The following is a 14,878-nucleotide window of genomic DNA, read 5'->3' as shown; positions in this document are numbered from 1 at the left end:
GTAAACCGCTTTTACAAGCACTTTTTATAAGCACTTTGCAGGCTTCGGTAACCCAGCAAGTTTGGTGGCTTGTTTGGCTGGCCCTTTAGGGAACAAACGTTGTAAATAACGGCTATTACCTTTTTCTGGCCCATATTTAGCTGCCATCGCTTTCACTAGCGCACGAATAGCAGGGCTAGTTTCAAACTCTTCATAAAAGTTGCGGACAAAACGAATAACTTCCCAATGAGGCTCACTAAGCGTAATGTTTTCGTTTGCTGCTAGCGTTGGCACCATGTCTTCATTCCACAAGGTGTGATCAAGCAGATAGCCTGCCTTGTCAGTAGGGATGGTAGTGCCGTTAAATTCAAAATGAAACTGTTCTTGGGTCATTAATAACGCTCTGTAATTGACGCATAAGGTTTTGTAAGTGCTTCTATTAGCGCAGCTATAAGAGCACAGCTGGATAAAAAGTATCAGTCAGTGCTACAAATTTATCCATCGATATTGGTGTGACAGATTCCGTATTGTCTTCGCTACTTGCTTCATGGCTAAGCGCTTGACTCGCTTTATGGAATAGCCCACGCAGCGCCATATCATCTTGTAGGGCAAATAGGCTTGTTGCACTGTGCATAGCTTCACCGGCATTTATTGTGTTCGCTAAACCGCTTAACAGACCGAGACCAGTCTGTTGGGTATCAGTCTGGTGGGCGTAATACACACCGTCGTCTACTAGCACAACTGCGTTGGCAGAATCAGTACTTATAAACGCCTGTTGAAGGGTTTTAACCGCTACAGCACTTAGCGGGTAAAATTTTACAATAAAGAGCATTAGAAGGTCACCACATGGTCTACGCGCGCGCACAGTGCTAGCTTTTCATCAATTGATAACAGTGAAGCATCTAGTTGCGCTATTAACTCATGTTTTTGGTTAGCTAGAGGCGACTGCTTTAAACTTTCTTCGCAAACGTAACATTCTTCAATATCGAAAAAGGGCAGGGAGCCTAACCGTTTACTGTGGTTTTTTGTTCCGCGAACAGATTCAGTTTTAGTTAGCTGCAATACACCTTGTTGTTCGAACAGCACAATGATCTCATGGCCATAGTTGGTGGCAGCGAGTGCAAAGTCCAGCCCATCTTGGCTGGTGCTAGATTGATAAGGGGTTTGCGTAAATCGAATCAGTAAAGTAGCCATTAAAATTGTACCACCTTATCGCAGTCGTGAAGCGCGGTAAAAAATTCACCTAAACCAGCCTGTTCAAAACCCTCTGCCAGATTAGCACCTGATACCCCGGCGCTAGCAGCTTCCTGCTCACCAACAATTCCACGTTTAACTGCGGCAGTAATACAAAGGAGTAGGGTAACGTTATGATCGTTTTTAAGCGCTTGCCACGCAGCCAGTGGATAAAATTCATCGCCGACTTCTACCATGAAGCCATTAGCATGATGCACACCTTGGCCATAGAAGAAGACGTTATTAACAGTATGCCCCTGTGCAATAGCACTATTGATAAAGGAAACCGCACGCTGTGCATGTTGACCTTCATAAGGGGAGCTTGTTACTAAAATTGAATAGTGTGCCATGACTCTACAATATGCTTGATGATTAATTTAGTGATAAATCTAAGGTTTATTCTAGTTGTAAAAACTGCGCCGTAGAAACAAAAACACCCCAGTTACGGGGTGTCTTCTTTAACGTTTGCGTTGAACTTAGTCGTCGCCGCCAAATGCACCTAGAAGGTGAAGCATAGACGTGAACAAGTTATAAATGTTCAAGTACAAAGAAACCGTTGCGCGGATGTAGTTTGTCTCACCACCGTTGATGATACGGCTTGTATCAAACAAGATGAAACCAGACATAATAAATACGATAGCTGCGCTAATTGCCAAGCTTACCGCAGGTACTGCGAAAAACATATTCGCAATGGCCGCTACAATCACAACAACTAAACCTACAACCAAGAAGCCGCCCATAAACGAGAAATCTTTTTTGGTAGTAAGTGCATAACCAGAAAGAGCGAAGAAGACTAACGCTGTAGCACCTAACGCTTCCATAATTAAGCCTGGGCCTGCTACACCTAAATAGAAGTTAAGCGTGTAACCTAATGAAGCACCCATTAAACCGGTGAACAAAAATACCCAATAAATACCTGAAGCTGATTCAGCTTTCTTTTGTACAACAAATAAAGTAATGAATGCACCAATGGTCATGCCTAGTGACATCATAGGAGAAATACCTACAGCCATGGCAACACCAGCACAAACCGCACTGAACGCTAGTGTCATCGCAAGCAGCATATAGGTGTTGCGCAAAACCTTGTTCGTTTGCAACACTGATGGTTGAGATGCACTTGAATACATCGAACGTTGATCCATTGTTTCCTCCAAAAGGACTTTGTCTTTAACCAAAACGGTAAACTAACTATTAGTGTATGTTGTATGGGTTTTAGTTCCCATTTTCAAGTAGTTTCAAATGAAAATAGTGTTAGTAAGTATGAATTACGTGTCAACCGCGCAATTAGCGCACTAATTGTTTGAAATGCCATCACTTAACTTATTTTTTTTAATTTTTACTTTACAGTCATAAAAATATCATTAAGATACGCAGCACTTGGAGAGGTGGCAGAGCTCGGTTTAATGCACCTGACTTGAAATCAGGCGAAGGGTCAAACCTTCCGGGGGTTCGAATCCCTCCCTCTCCGCCAAGTTCTGAAAACCCGCACACTGTTGCGGGTTTTTTTATGGGTAAAAGAAAGGCGGTTGGCCAATAAGAGTGAGAACCCTCATGTGTTGTTCAACAACCTATCATACATGTCTTTCTAGCGATCCTCGAAAATAGTTTCAAGTACACTATTCGTAAAGTTTGCCGCGGGAACTTGGCAAGCTTCGTAGCCACTGCAGTTAAAAAATACGGTTAACGTAAGGTCACTGTCTGCCACATAATAGTTTTCGGTAATAAAACCAGGGTCGCCGCCGCCATGGTGATATACGTCTTTACCATTGATGTTTTGATAGAATATCCCAAGGCCGTATTGCGTTTCATTGTTAACCTGTACAAGACGGTTACTGGCAAACAGGTGTTCAGTTATTGCGGTATCTAGGGTTGAGTTTTCACCAACGATGGCACGCAATAATAAAGACATATCTTCTACTGTAGACACTAATGGCGCATCGGCTACACCAATGTTTTCGTAAATGAACTTAGTGTTTTCAATTTCACCATCAAATTCTGTGTACCCTGAAATAATGCTACCCATGTCTTTTTCAAGGCCATTGTAGTAGGTATTGTTCATGCCCAAGCCTATAAATAAACGCTCGCGCATGGCGGTGTGGTGGTGCGTTCCTAGTACCTTATCAAGAATTAACCCCGCTAATAAATAGCCGGTATTAGAATAATTAAACGCGTCACCGGGAGCAAAGTACGCTGGTCGATCAAGTGCAAACTGCAAAGCAAAAATATCGGTTTTAACTGATGTAGGATCGTTAATAATAGCTTCAAACCATTCCTCTGAACTACCGTTATCTAAGTAATCCCAAACACCAGCAGTGTGGTTCAATAACTGACGAAGGGTCATGCTCTCGCTATTTTCAATACGAGACAAAATAGTTGTGGGCAACCATGTTGATATTGAATTATCCATATTAAGTACACCTTCTTCGTGCAGCATAGCAACTAATAAGGCGGTGGCTTTTTTGCCTGAACTGCCTGTTGGCATTTGATGATACGTTTGCATAGGTGCTTGGGTGTCAATATCGGCAACCCCTGCAGCCCCAATAAAATTTATTTCAGGGCTTTCAATTGCCATAACTATCCCAGGCACACCAGAATTTACTGCCGCTTGTAACATGTCCTGATAATCAGCGGTTGGCTCAGGTTGTGGGCTTGGTATAATCGGCGCACTTGAATCGCTACTTGATCCACAAGCCGCTAAACCTAAACACACAACACTTGCTATCATCGTTTTCTGGAACACATTTATGTCTATCATATTTTATATCCTCTTAGGTAATGGACCGTTTCGTAATAAGCGAATAGTAAAATATGCAAAGTGAAATAAGGGTGAACGAATATGGTTAGTCAATCTCGTCTTGATTGTTTTGTCCATACAGCTTTCACCTTCAGTTCACCATCGAGTTGCTAGCCTTTAGGTCGTTTAAAAAAAACCATAAAGGACAAACATGTATAAAATTTTTCTCCCAACCTTGTGCTTATCGTTTTGCAGTTTCGCAACTACAGCTCAGCCTTCTTACAGTTTCTTGCAGGCAGGTTTTGTAAAAACTGAAATAGCAGATCTTGAATCATTTAACCTAAATGGATATGAGCTCAGAGCAAGTGCTGAAATAGGGTATGGCTTTTTTGCTGAATACAAACATACCGACTCTTCAGATTCTCTAGATGGATTTAAACTTGAAACTTTGCAACGACAGTTTTCGATTGGATATATCCATAATATTTCACCCCAAATGACACTAGACTACAGGCTGGGTTTAGGTAATTTTGATATGACCGGCACTCGAGATAATGATTCTGCAAGCGCCGACACAGACTACTTTAGTGTCGCAACAAACCTTCGCTACCAGCTAACTGCAGACGTAGAGGTGTTTGGTGGCTTAGAAGTGCAAAATTGGGATGGAGACGCCGATCAGAAAGCTTATAGGCTCGGTGCTCAGTATGATCTTTGGGGTTTCTTAACGGGTATTGAATATACTAAATACTCTGATCAAGAAATCGTAAATATGAGTATCAGATACGCATTCTAATTGGGCAAATAAACCTCTTTTAAAAAATGAGGCTCAACCTCGCGATAAAACGAAGTTGGGCTTTTTTTTATATTTTTGGGGCTCTCGGTATAGCAACGGCTCTCGGTACGGTAACGGTTGCGAGCAATTCACTTACAACAGCAACACTAAGAAACGAATTACCGAACAGAGTATCCCTCTATTTCTTCTGTTTGAAAGCTTTTACATATGTCGGTTGTAAAACATAATGTAAAATCACTAGGCTCGCTTGCCATCAAAAGCCAATCTTCCTCGGTAATTGTGTCTGAACGCTTGTTATTAATTGAACTCACCACGTCACCGGCCTGAATAGCTGCAATCTGCCCTGGTAGCTTTGGATACACGTAACGAACGATAAGGTTGCCTCCTCGCAACTTTCTAAGGTCAAGGCCAGCTAAGTTATAGCGCGTTTTGAATTTTACATCGGGGTAGGGGCGAATAGTGAATTGTCTATTCGGATAATCGATTATCGTCACAAATTGGTTTAACAAGGCACTACCCAATATCCACCAATCGTCTTCGTCATCGCTTTTTATGATATTAGTTTTTACACTGCGTAACGTGAGGTATCCTAATTGTAAAGCGGGCAGTGTCATTCGCTGGTGAGGTGCTTTGCCGCTCAAACCAAAGTCTGCAGCGCGAATTGAAGATGCTGGTAGCTTAATTTTATTCTTATCCGTGAAAGCGGTATTCATTTTCATATAATGTCGGCTACCTGTGTCTATAACAATGTTTCGAGTGATGCTGTCTTTATCATTAAAATAGACGGTGCTTGGTATGCTAATTTTTGAAAGTGAGGTTTTAAACGGTAAGACCACATCGTTTGCTTGCCGAGGACTTGCTTCTACCGACAATGAAATAGTTTGATTTTTTTTGTCGAAGGTCCACACAAAATGCCTCATTAGATCATGGCCAATAACACCATCAAAAATAGCCTCATCTTCTGTTAAATAGTACTGACTAGTACTGACAGGGATGTAGGCGACATCTACTTTTTCGAAGGAAATATCGTTTATCTCGAGTTCAGAAAGTTGGGTTTGATATGCGGGCGTATTCTCTCCTTCGCCCCAACCCGCCACGGCCAATGAGTAGCCTTTTTTGAACTGCAGCTTAGAAACGGCAGGGGTATCAAAAAGCATGGTGAATGAGGCACCCGTATCGACTAAAAATAGTAGTTCGTGTTGTTTATTAACGGTCAATTTAATGTATGGTTTTTCGCCAATATAATGAGCGGTTAATATTTGTTTGTTACGTTGCGCCGTTTTCCAACTCGGTTTAATTTCATTGTTCGCGTTCATCATTCTCAGGCTGTTAACGATGGAACAGCTAGATAAGGTAATGATAAATATAATGATTAGAACAGATAGTTGTAGCAACATCTTCATACTTGCTCCTGATTTGACTGGGGTAAAAGGTGTATGCACTGCGTTACTCAACTGCGTTTAAAAGCATCAGTAATTGAGAGGACTTATAAAGTTTGCCTTTAATGCCAGCGACAAGAGCGTGGGTAGCAATGGTAAGCCTACTTATATTTGTATTCGGGGTTTGGTTGAGTTCACTTATGACTCTTAGTGCGCTCTCATAGCCTTGAGTAACGAAAATCTTTAAAATCTGAACACTATTTTCTTCCGGCGTTTTTACTCTAGGCAATGGCTCATACCCTAAAGCCTTAATCGTTTCTTCCGCTACTTCCCAAACTGACCAAGGATTTTGCCCCGTAATTAGGTTGTCGTGAACACTGACTTGGTTAAGGTAATTTTCACCGGCGATAAAAGTCGCGCTTTGCTCACGCAATTTTGTTTCTAATAAAAAGGGGAAAATATTTTTAGCATCGGGGATGAAAAATAGTTCTTCGGAATTTGTAAAAGCGGAAACCTGCTTATTTTCAACAAAATATTCGCCCGTGTCCGAAACAACATCAACGAATGCTGCCGGACCATGACATACAGCAGCAATAACTTTGTTCGTTTGCCAAAAATAAGACACTGCAGCCTTAATACTTACGTCACTTGCAAAGTCGAACATTGCTCCCTTGCCGCCAACGAAATATATGGCGTCGTAGATTGCTAAGTTTGCACGTTTAATAGCAAATGAATTTTTAACTTTAAACATGGCTTTTTCATCATTCAAAAAAGCATAGTCAAACTTGCCCATATCATCAGCGTCTACCACCATAGAGGGTTCGCCACCTTCAACACTGGCTATATCAACGGTGAACCCATTAGCTTGGAAAACATAGAACGCCCGCGCTAGCTCAGTAAGTTCGTAACCTGTGCTTTTCCCCGTGGCTCCTAATGTGTCTTCACTAGTCAGTACTGCCAATATGCGCCCGCGACTAACGTTAACGCCCTCAAGAATATAGCGAATGTCTTTTGGCTGTTGTTGGCTATAGTCAGTTTTTAGCTCGTTTCCTAGAAGACTAAAAAACCATATGATGAAGCTAGTGATGCAAAAGATGACAGTAAGAGTAATGAAACCAATCTTTTTAAACATACTTATTCCTTCAAAAAGTACCAAACTATCGAAAGTGCGGTAAATTTGAGGTCAATTATTGTGATTAATAATGCTTCTTTTTACGTGCAACTTCCTGACTAATAGCTCAGTGGCTTTCTGTTCAGCATCTTCAAGTTCTATATATAAGTGTGGCTGCACGCCAACACCCTCCCAATTTGATTGAGTAACAGGGTTTATTGCTTTTGCAGTTGGTATGGCAAATCGTAATCCATGCTGGAGTTCAAAGTAACGCCAAGGGTTGGCGCCTCCCTTACTTGTTTTTCCAATGACCATTGCACGAGACATATGTTTGAAGTTATAAGCAAACTCTTCGGCAGCGGAAAACGTCTTTGGTCCAATAATGATGACTATTGGGATTTGACTTAAATGAGGGAAATCAATGGCAGGGTCTGTATAGAATTCTTCGAAGCTATCAGAAGCTCTTGAGTAAAAGGTATTTAGGTGCTGTCGGCCCTTTAAAAAATAGCTCGATATGTACTGAACAGTTTGCGCACTGCCACCTCCATTGTCTCGTAAATCAATGATAAGGCCATCAACATTTTCAATTGCCCGCATGTGATTTGAAATCACTTCTTTTGAAGTCTCGTTGAGATCAGCAAACCCCCAAAAACGTAGAAGCCCTATATTGTTTACTGAAACTTCAACACGTTCAAAGCCCCAATCGAGCCTTGCAAGTTTTTCGGACCATGATTCTTTTAGGGGGGCGCCACTACTTTTAAGATTGCTTGATACAGAAAAGTGCTGGTCAATTCTTAGAAGGGTGTTGTTTATAAACCGTGTAAAATCCTGGCGACTTTTTACATTCGCGAACGCCCTATTATGTTTAATCGCCTCTAACGTTTTAATAATTAATGGTATTTTATCAATTTCTACGTAGTTGAGATTTATTTTGGTTTTCAACTCTTCAATTAATTCAAGCTTCATTTTGTTGTTTAACTGAACACATTCAACATCGTTTTGTTGTGCAAAGGATGTGGTGGTTGTTAGGAAAAACAGTGTAGCAAACATAATAATGTCGTGTTTTCGGCAATTGAGATAGACACTTATGTCTCTCTGCCAGAACGAATTTTCTCGACTCATGTTACTGTTCATTTGAAGCACGTTATTACCTCGTTTATTGAATGAATTAACAATCATCAGTACTCTTAAGTAAATTTAGGGTGAAATGATATAAAAGATTAAATTTCACCTTCACATCACTTTCAAATAAGTAGGCTACTCATTACGATTATTGACTAAATAAAGCTGAATTATTCAGCTTTGACACAGTTTTTTTATGCAAAGGGAGAGCTGTATGAAGCGTAAATTACGCGTGCTTCTTGTTGAAGACAACCAAGCAATAGCGAATCAAATTATCGGTTTCCTACAAGGCCATGGCTGGGATGTAGATTATGCGGCAACAGGGAAGTTAGGAGTAACATTAGCATTAGAGCATACTTTTGATGTTGTTATTTTGGACTTAAATTTGCCTGATATTGACGGCCTACGAGTATGTGAAAAAATTAAGTATCATGCTAGCGCCAACATACCAATATTGATGCTTACTGCTAGGGATGCTTTTGAGGATAAAGTCAAAGGGTTTGGCAAAGGCGCTGACGATTATCTTACTAAGCCTTTTGATCTAAGAGAGCTGGCCTTGCGATGCGAGGCGATGTCAAGAAGGTCTGAGTTGCACCAAAACACCCTTGTTTCCCACGGAGCGTTATCTCTAGACACTAGATCGTTTGAGGTACTATGGAATAATGAAAACATAAAAGTGACAAAGGTGGGCTTTAAACTTTTGCATAAACTATTGAATGAAATACCTTACCCTGTCAGCCGTTCAGAACTAATTGAGCACGTTTGGGGGGATGAACCGCCTGAAAGCAATGCGCTAAAATCACACATATATGCGCTTAGAAAGGCGACCGAACAAGTAACGGGAAAACCTATTCTTCACACGATCAGCAATATTGGCTATCAGTTAAAGGGTATCGATGATTAGGTTTACGAGCTTACAAAATAGACTAATGGTTGCCTTTACCTGTTTATCGTTAATCATCTGTGTTTTTTTTATACGCTTCTCAACAATATTAATAGAAATCGCCGAAGCGAATGCCTATCAATCTGTGCTCGCGCAAGAGGAGCAACGCTTAATAGCAAACAAAAATACCTTATTAACGCCAACAATACTAAATACTGTTTTATATGCCAATATGTCGTCGGTACCCAATGAAATAATTAAGGCCGTTGGCAATGCGCGTAGTGGAAGTTTTGTCACAAAAGATAATCAACAGTTTGTTTTCAGAATACTTTTGATGGAGCAAAACACTCAACTACTACTGATGAACATAAATTCTTTGTCAGCAAATCAACATCTTAGCCAATATAAATCGTTGTTTCTTTATAGTATTTCTGGAAGTGCATTTATTCTATGTTTATTGAGCTCGTGGTACCTGTCTAAATGGCTTTCGCGCCCTATAGAGCAATTGACTAAAAATGTTGAAAAAAGAGGTAGTACTACCGACCTTAAATCTGAAAGAAAGGTGGATGTAGTATCTATGTTTGGTTTAGATAGGGCAGATGAAATTGGAAAGCTTGCCAAAGCGCTTGCAGAGTCTTATGACGAAATTCAGATATTACTGGAGCGGGAGCAAAATTTTACCCGCGACGTTAGCCATGAGCTACGTACACCCATCACGTTAATTAAAAATACCTTAACACTCAATAATGCAAAGGTGGGTAGCGAAGCTGAGTACAACCTATTAAAACAATCTGCCAATGAACTTGAACAGACGGTTGAAATACTATTGGCGCTAGCTAGACAAGAAAATTTGCAGTTTACAGAATTTAGGGTATTACCGATTATCGAGAAAACGGTACTGAAGGTTTATCATTTATACCCTGACTTTTCTTTTGATGCTCATATCACTGTTGATCCTAAAATGCGCGTCATTGGCAACGAGCTATTGTTGGGTTTGCTCTGCCAAAACCTGGTAAACAATGGGGTTTACCATGGAAACGGTAAAGCTATGAGCATCCGTTCTGCTGCCCACGAACTCATTTTTGAAAATTCACTGGAAGCCACTCAAGAGCGTCCCTATTATCAAGGTTTGGGACACGGTCAATACCTTGTAAAACGCATCGTTGAAGAAATGGGGTGGGGCGTCACGATTGAGCAAGAAAACAGTATCTACAGAGTCGCCATATCAACCATTATCTAGCCCTTATTGATTTGAAATTTCACCTTTAGATTCCCTCTATCAACGTAAAGTGCGAATGCGTATTTTTATTCAAGCCTTCTTGCTTAATCATCATTCATTTGAATAGGTGGCGTGATGACGGCACGAATGGCGCCTTTCATGCTGCAACATAAAACCTACAAATAGGAACCAAAAAATCTGTAGTAACCCAAACACTGCGCCCATTTCCTGAAGGCTTGGAATAAGCGTTAAAAAACCGAAAAAACTTATAAAGTAACCAAACATAACAAGCTTTTTACTTAGCCTTTTCTCTTTCAGTAAACAAGTATTAATCATCAATACCCAAATTGCGCCTACCCATTCAAAGCCTTCCCCTAATCCCATTTGAATGGCGTAGATATCTCGCCATAAATCAACGACAGCCGTTGCCAGCGTAAAATTCTCATTAAATAGAAATTCGATCGAAAGAATAGCGATAAAGCCGCTGGCGAATATATAACATGACCAAAGATAGCTCATTAGCATCGTAATTTGTTGAAGCACACTGTGCTCTCGCGTTTGATTTTCTAATAATGAAACGCTAAGTACTAAAACGCTTATCCCAAATACAACATAAACCAAAAAATACCAAACCTGCATTAAACCACTAAAGTTCGTAAGCGTGCGCAAGCGTTGGTCAGGGCCATTATTAAAGTCGGGCGCAATGATAAATATAAGGCACAAACCAAGAACAAAGCTTGTAGCGCAAATAAAAGAAGCGAAAACGCCATAAAGCTGCTTTTTTCTCATTTTTCTTTTGCCAACAGTAAAATCCCACCCATTGATGAGGTTGTTTTCAACGATGCAATACTAACAAAAGATTGGTTGATAGCAGGAGATTTTTTATTTGACGTTTATTATAAGCGCTTAGTTGCTCTTCGCTTAGACATTCGACTTGTTGTTAAGTGATAGCTCGGTAAAAAACAATTTAAGCCAACAATGATATCCCGATTTACGTGGAGTTTTGCTTGATAGCGTAATCGTCAGCGCGTTTGCAAGGTAAATGCATGGAAGAAACTATTGAGTATTCATTTGCCACATTCTTTATAACAAACACGTCTATTTTCACCTTCAATTTACCAGCTCTGACTGATACTGCTTACATGCCTTTTAAGGGAAAGTAAGATGAAAAAAGTGGCTATTTTTGGTGCCAGTGGATATTTAGGAAACAGCTTAATTAGAGCGGTGGTCCAAAGTGGGATCCCAGTCGTTGCTTTTGTTCGCAGAAAGGAAGCCTTTACATATTCTTTAAGAACAGTGTTCAAATTTTAAGTGAATAAAATTAACGTGAGCCTAGCGTTAAAGTATAAATTAAAAACTAAGTTGCAACTATAAATCGACAACAGGGCTATGAAAAAAACAATTAGAACTAATTTTTGGACTATTGTTGACTATTAATACTCATGCAAATTTTTTGAAGGTAATTATATTATGAAACAACATTCGGACTCTGGATCAATAACAAAAAACTTGTGGTTGAATACAGCAATCATGACTAAGCGTTTAGATAATAGTTTGGGGGATATACATGGAATAGGTTCAACCGAATACATGGTTTTGTTCACTCTAATAAAAGCACCAAGTCATACTCTTCGGCGAGTTGATATTGCTGACGCGCTAGCAAGATCGGTATCGGGAATTACTCGACTACTACAGCCAATGGAAAAGAACGGGCTTGTGACAAAAGACAGTAATGAAAGGGGCGCAAAAGTGAGCTTAATAAAACTTACTGCGGCGGGAGAGGAGTTGTTCAATAACGCCTGTGTAACCTTTGATGCGCAGTCTCAAACAATGCTTAAGAACCTCGATAAAGAAAATGCCGATAAACTCTTGAACTTATTACGGATGATTTAGAAGAAAAAAAAGGCAGCAAATACTTCTGCTGCACAGGCATGTTCATTTAGTACTCGACTCCCAGCTTTCCAACTCCGTAACGGAAAAAGTGACGGATGTAATTTTCCAATCACCACCGACTTTTATCAGGCTCCACAACTCGGTTCCGTATGAGCGTTGTTGACCACCTTCATAGTCCTTATAATCAAAGTGCACGCTGGCGAGGTATCCATCTGTATGTACTTTGATATTCGACATCTTCTCTTCTTGAGTTTCGTCTCCAGACAGCATTTTAACTGGAGAGCCAAAATCACTAAAATCGATAATAGCTGGATAGTCAGGCTTGTCTATGCGCTTCTTGGCTAGCATTTCTTTGCTGAACACCGCGACAAATGGAATGTCTTCATTTAAGAATAGCGAACTAAAAACTTCCGTATCTTGATTGATAATACTGACACGAAATTGTTCGACAATACCACGAATGTCAGCTTCAGCATCTTCAACTGATGCAAGACTAACCTGGGCAACCATTAGTGCTGGAACGCAAAACAATCCGAATCCGTTTGTCATAATAATCCTATTCTGTGTGTGGAGTGAGTGGTCTATGTAGCAAAGCTCACGCTTTTCCTTGTCGTGCGAAGGGTTACGCTCTCAACATAAACCTATGTTAGTCAGGGTGAATTTAGGGTCAAAATCTCTATGTATTTGCTGATTAAAGAGTATTTTTGTTGGTGTAACTTGCCGACAATGTGTGATCGTTCACTAATTTTTTGACGTTGAATAGGACTTCAAAACTGAGATTGCCAGTGAAGGGGTCGTGGAATGCAGCCTCCAATTTTCACATTACTAGCAGTAATAAATGTGAAATCAACGCTCATGTACGACCACAGTCGCATTGTTACACTCCATTTACATGTATAGTCTTGCGATTTCTTCCCGCAATCGTAAGGTGTTATGTGTCTCAAGAAAGTTCCTCTTATCAACAACTTCACAAATCTAGTAGTACATTCCAATCAAGAGAAGATTATCTCAACCACGAATTACAAATAATCTCGCCAAAGCGCTGGCGATTAAACCTACCGGGTAAAGACTATCGTATAGAGTGGGAAGATTGTGTGCCTGGCATGGCAGCAACGATAGGTAAAATTGTGATGGTTGCGGCCGTTGTGGGGGCATTTGCGGCTCCACTGGGGTTATCACCAGAATTTGTGGTAGAAAATGTCCGGTTTGAACTTTTGATTGCCGCCGTGTTGTTTGTTGTATTGATATCAGGTTTATTTAACCCTTCAGCGAACCTAGCAGGTACCCATGGTCCTTTGCTGCCTTTGGTTCCACTTATTGTAGCGTCGGGCGGCCACCCAATGGCGTTAGGGTTGTTAATAGGCTTTTTTGGCTTTTTACTCGGGATCACCAAAGGCGGCAGTGTACTGGCCAAATTAACCAGTAATGGAGTTTGTGGCGGCCTTTTATTGTATTTAGGTTTTATTGGCATTACAGGGCAAGTAAAAAAACTGTTTGCATGGGCAGAAAGTTTCGATATGGCCTACTTAGCATTTGTTGTTATTGTTGCCACCATACTGATGTACGCATGGTTAGAGCATATTCAAAAGCGTTGGTTGGCTATTCCATTGGGCGCAGCGATGGCTGCAACTATTGCGTTTGCTTTAGGCGCGCCGTTTGAATTCACCACGTCACCCGGTATGCCAAATTTAAACCCGGCTTATTGGTGGGGTGAAAATACAGGCTGGCAATTAGGATTACCCAATTGGTCTCATTTTATTGCTGTTCTGCCATTTGCTGTATTAGCGGTGTCTATGTGGTCTCCTGATTTTCTTGGGCATCAAGTATTTCAAAAATTGAGCTATCCGAAAAAAAGTGACAAAGCACATATGAATATCGACGACACCATGATTGCCGCGTCTAGCCGTCAGGCCGTAGGGAGTTTACTGGGCGGAGGCAACATTGCGTCATCGTGGGGAACCTATATTGTTCCTGCCTCAATTGCCCGAAGACCTATTCCAGGGGGCGCGATAGTCACTGGCCTACTATGTGTGGTTGCTGCTATTTGGGGTTACCCGATGGATCTCGCTATTTGGCCTCCCGTGTTGTGTGTTGCACTTATTGTCGGTGTGTTTTTACCGCTAATGGAAGCCGGCATGCAAATGACAAGAGAAGGCAAAACAACCCAGTCTGCAGCACTAGTGGTTATTTCCTCTGTATTAGTTAATCCAGTATTTGGTTGGTCTTTTACTATGCTATTAGACAATTTAGGCCTAGTTGGATGTAAAGAACGGGCAGGTGAACTGGGTAAAGCGGGTAGGTGGTTGATACCGGGTATTACCTTTATTGTGCTGTGCACGGTAATGGCCTTAATCGGTATGTTCCCAGGTGTGCCTGCTATTATGGCGTCGTTTCGGCTTTAGTGGCACATCTGCAAATGTGTGAAAGAGAAATGTGTGTCGCGGATTTGCGGCCCACATTTTTTACGAAAATGAACACGCATTGTGACGCTCTTACGTTATGCTGGTGAAAGTTAAAAAATACTTAATGCAC

At 40.9% G+C, this 14,878-nt stretch carries 17 protein-coding genes and 1 tRNA gene; 7 read left to right on the top strand and 11 right to left on the bottom strand.

Going from position 1 to position 14,878, the window contains the following annotated elements:
- Positions 1–24: 24 nt before the first annotated feature.
- From AMBT_RS08230 to AMBT_RS08210, 5 genes are all read right to left on the bottom strand, one after another.
- Positions 25–372, bottom strand: coding sequence for a TusE/DsrC/DsvC family sulfur relay protein (locus tag AMBT_RS08230; protein WP_013784154.1), 348 nt, complete (start codon positions 370–372; stop codon positions 25–27).
- A 55-nt stretch (positions 373–427) separates the two neighbouring features.
- A complete protein-coding gene (locus tag AMBT_RS08225) occupies positions 428–811 on the bottom strand; it encodes a DsrH/TusB family sulfur metabolism protein (protein WP_013784153.1) in 384 nt (127 codons plus the stop codon).
- Positions 811–1,173 carry a DsrE family protein gene (locus AMBT_RS08220; RefSeq protein WP_013784152.1) on the bottom strand — a complete coding sequence of 121 codons (363 nt, stop codon included), beginning with the start codon at positions 1,171–1,173 and terminating at the stop codon, positions 811–813. The genes AMBT_RS08225 and AMBT_RS08220 overlap by 1 nt, the downstream gene beginning before the upstream one ends.
- On the bottom strand, positions 1,173–1,562 hold the full coding sequence (tusD, locus tag AMBT_RS08215) for a sulfurtransferase complex subunit TusD (protein WP_013784151.1): 390 nt from the start codon (positions 1,560–1,562) through the stop codon (positions 1,173–1,175). Before tusD ends, AMBT_RS08220 begins: the two co-directional genes overlap by 1 nt.
- Before the next feature lie 126 nt (positions 1,563–1,688).
- Complete coding sequence (locus AMBT_RS08210) at positions 1,689–2,354, bottom strand: Bax inhibitor-1/YccA family protein (protein WP_013784150.1); 666 nt, start codon at positions 2,352–2,354, stop codon at positions 1,689–1,691.
- Positions 2,355–2,591: 237 nt separating this feature from the next.
- On the opposite strand from AMBT_RS08210, the gene AMBT_RS08205 reads away from it, so the two are divergent.
- Positions 2,592–2,683, top strand: a tRNA-Ser gene (locus AMBT_RS08205).
- Between the two features lie 114 nt (positions 2,684–2,797).
- On the opposite strand, the gene AMBT_RS08200 is transcribed toward AMBT_RS08205, so the two are convergent.
- The gene (locus AMBT_RS08200) at positions 2,798–3,967 is read right to left on the bottom strand and encodes a serine hydrolase domain-containing protein (protein WP_013784149.1); all 1,170 of its coding nucleotides are present in this window, start codon (positions 3,965–3,967) and stop codon (positions 2,798–2,800) included.
- A 190-nt stretch (positions 3,968–4,157) separates the two neighbouring features.
- Here AMBT_RS08200 and AMBT_RS08195 point away from each other — a divergent pair, with 190 nt between their 5' ends.
- Positions 4,158–4,739, top strand: a complete 582-nt coding sequence (locus tag AMBT_RS08195; protein WP_013784148.1) for a porin — start codon at positions 4,158–4,160, stop codon at positions 4,737–4,739.
- Between the two features lie 158 nt (positions 4,740–4,897).
- Here AMBT_RS08195 and AMBT_RS08190 read toward each other — a convergent pair whose 3' ends face one another.
- From AMBT_RS08190 to AMBT_RS08180, 3 genes are read right to left on the bottom strand one after another with little or no spacing between them, the layout of a single operon-like run.
- Positions 4,898–6,142, bottom strand: a complete 1,245-nt coding sequence (locus tag AMBT_RS08190; protein WP_013784147.1) for an aspartyl protease family protein — start codon at positions 6,140–6,142, stop codon at positions 4,898–4,900.
- 43 nt (positions 6,143–6,185) lie between these two features.
- Positions 6,186–7,250 carry a type 1 glutamine amidotransferase domain-containing protein gene (locus AMBT_RS08185; RefSeq protein ID WP_013784146.1) on the bottom strand — a complete coding sequence of 355 codons (1,065 nt, stop codon included), beginning with the start codon at positions 7,248–7,250 and terminating at the stop codon, positions 6,186–6,188.
- A 51-nt stretch (positions 7,251–7,301) separates the two neighbouring features.
- Entirely contained in the window at positions 7,302–8,351 is a 1,050-nt protein-coding gene (locus AMBT_RS08180) for a S41 family peptidase (protein WP_158306766.1), read from the bottom strand.
- A 214-nt stretch (positions 8,352–8,565) separates the two neighbouring features.
- Between AMBT_RS08180 and AMBT_RS08175 the strand changes: the two genes are divergently transcribed.
- Both AMBT_RS08175 and AMBT_RS08170 read left to right on the top strand, forming a co-directional pair.
- Entirely contained in the window at positions 8,566–9,255 is a 690-nt protein-coding gene (locus AMBT_RS08175) for a response regulator transcription factor (protein ID WP_013784144.1), read from the top strand.
- The gene (locus AMBT_RS08170) at positions 9,248–10,474 is read left to right on the top strand and encodes a sensor histidine kinase (protein WP_013784143.1); all 1,227 of its coding nucleotides are present in this window, start codon (positions 9,248–9,250) and stop codon (positions 10,472–10,474) included. The genes AMBT_RS08175 and AMBT_RS08170 overlap by 8 nt, the downstream gene beginning before the upstream one ends.
- A 90-nt stretch (positions 10,475–10,564) precedes the next feature.
- On the opposite strand, the gene AMBT_RS08165 is transcribed toward AMBT_RS08170, so the two are convergent.
- Positions 10,565–11,242 carry a hypothetical protein gene (locus AMBT_RS08165; protein ID WP_013784142.1) on the bottom strand — a complete coding sequence of 226 codons (678 nt, stop codon included), beginning with the start codon at positions 11,240–11,242 and terminating at the stop codon, positions 10,565–10,567.
- 375 nt (positions 11,243–11,617) lie between these two features.
- On the opposite strand from AMBT_RS08165, the gene AMBT_RS22400 reads away from it, so the two are divergent.
- Both AMBT_RS22400 and AMBT_RS08160 read left to right on the top strand, forming a co-directional pair.
- The gene (locus AMBT_RS22400) at positions 11,618–11,764 is read left to right on the top strand and encodes an NmrA family NAD(P)-binding protein (RefSeq protein WP_013784141.1); all 147 of its coding nucleotides are present in this window, start codon (positions 11,618–11,620) and stop codon (positions 11,762–11,764) included.
- Between the two features lie 159 nt (positions 11,765–11,923).
- The gene (locus AMBT_RS08160; RefSeq protein WP_013784140.1) at positions 11,924–12,346 is read left to right on the top strand and encodes a MarR family winged helix-turn-helix transcriptional regulator; all 423 of its coding nucleotides are present in this window, start codon (positions 11,924–11,926) and stop codon (positions 12,344–12,346) included.
- A 42-nt stretch (positions 12,347–12,388) separates the two neighbouring features.
- On the opposite strand, the gene AMBT_RS08155 is transcribed toward AMBT_RS08160, so the two are convergent.
- Positions 12,389–12,877, bottom strand: a complete 489-nt coding sequence (locus tag AMBT_RS08155; RefSeq protein WP_158306765.1) for a nuclear transport factor 2 family protein — start codon at positions 12,875–12,877, stop codon at positions 12,389–12,391.
- 404 nt (positions 12,878–13,281) lie between these two features.
- On the opposite strand from AMBT_RS08155, the gene AMBT_RS08150 reads away from it, so the two are divergent.
- Entirely contained in the window at positions 13,282–14,748 is a 1,467-nt protein-coding gene (locus AMBT_RS08150; RefSeq protein ID WP_013784138.1) for a DUF3360 family protein, read from the top strand.
- Positions 14,749–14,878 lie beyond the last annotated feature (130 nt).

It is taken from the genome of Alteromonas naphthalenivorans, assembly GCF_000213655.1.
Classification (GTDB): domain Bacteria; phylum Pseudomonadota; class Gammaproteobacteria; order Enterobacterales; family Alteromonadaceae; genus Alteromonas; species Alteromonas naphthalenivorans.
Note: the sequence above shows the minus strand (reverse complement) of the source record. Positions and strands in the feature narration are given on the sequence as shown.

What these genes read in the sequence shown, in the direction of transcription:
- AMBT_RS08230 (WP_013784154.1), bottom strand. Translation starts at nt 372, where the DNA reads ATGACCCAAGAACAGTTTCATTTTGAATTTAACGGCACTACCATCCCT.
- AMBT_RS08225 (WP_013784153.1), bottom strand. Translation starts at nt 811, where the DNA reads ATGCTCTTTATTGTAAAATTTTACCCGCTAAGTGCTGTAGCGGTTAAA.
- AMBT_RS08220 (WP_013784152.1), bottom strand. Translation starts at nt 1,173, where the DNA reads ATGGCTACTTTACTGATTCGATTTACGCAAACCCCTTATCAATCTAGC.
- tusD (WP_013784151.1), bottom strand. Translation starts at nt 1,562, where the DNA reads ATGGCACACTATTCAATTTTAGTAACAAGCTCCCCTTATGAAGGTCAA.
- AMBT_RS08210 (WP_013784150.1), bottom strand. Translation starts at nt 2,354, where the DNA reads ATGGATCAACGTTCGATGTATTCAAGTGCATCTCAACCATCAGTGTTG.
- AMBT_RS08200 (WP_013784149.1), bottom strand. Translation starts at nt 3,967, where the DNA reads ATGATAGACATAAATGTGTTCCAGAAAACGATGATAGCAAGTGTTGTG.
- AMBT_RS08195 (WP_013784148.1), top strand. Translation starts at nt 4,158, where the DNA reads ATGTATAAAATTTTTCTCCCAACCTTGTGCTTATCGTTTTGCAGTTTC.
- AMBT_RS08190 (WP_013784147.1), bottom strand. Translation starts at nt 6,142, where the DNA reads ATGAAGATGTTGCTACAACTATCTGTTCTAATCATTATATTTATCATT.
- AMBT_RS08185 (WP_013784146.1), bottom strand. Translation starts at nt 7,250, where the DNA reads ATGTTTAAAAAGATTGGTTTCATTACTCTTACTGTCATCTTTTGCATC.
- AMBT_RS08180 (WP_158306766.1), bottom strand. Translation starts at nt 8,351, where the DNA reads ATGAGTCGAGAAAATTCGTTCTGGCAGAGAGACATAAGTGTCTATCTC.
- AMBT_RS08175 (WP_013784144.1), top strand. Translation starts at nt 8,566, where the DNA reads ATGAAGCGTAAATTACGCGTGCTTCTTGTTGAAGACAACCAAGCAATA.
- AMBT_RS08170 (WP_013784143.1), top strand. Translation starts at nt 9,248, where the DNA reads ATGATTAGGTTTACGAGCTTACAAAATAGACTAATGGTTGCCTTTACC.
- AMBT_RS08165 (WP_013784142.1), bottom strand. Translation starts at nt 11,242, where the DNA reads ATGAGAAAAAAGCAGCTTTATGGCGTTTTCGCTTCTTTTATTTGCGCT.
- AMBT_RS22400 (WP_013784141.1), top strand. Translation starts at nt 11,618, where the DNA reads ATGAAAAAAGTGGCTATTTTTGGTGCCAGTGGATATTTAGGAAACAGC.
- AMBT_RS08160 (WP_013784140.1), top strand. Translation starts at nt 11,924, where the DNA reads ATGAAACAACATTCGGACTCTGGATCAATAACAAAAAACTTGTGGTTG.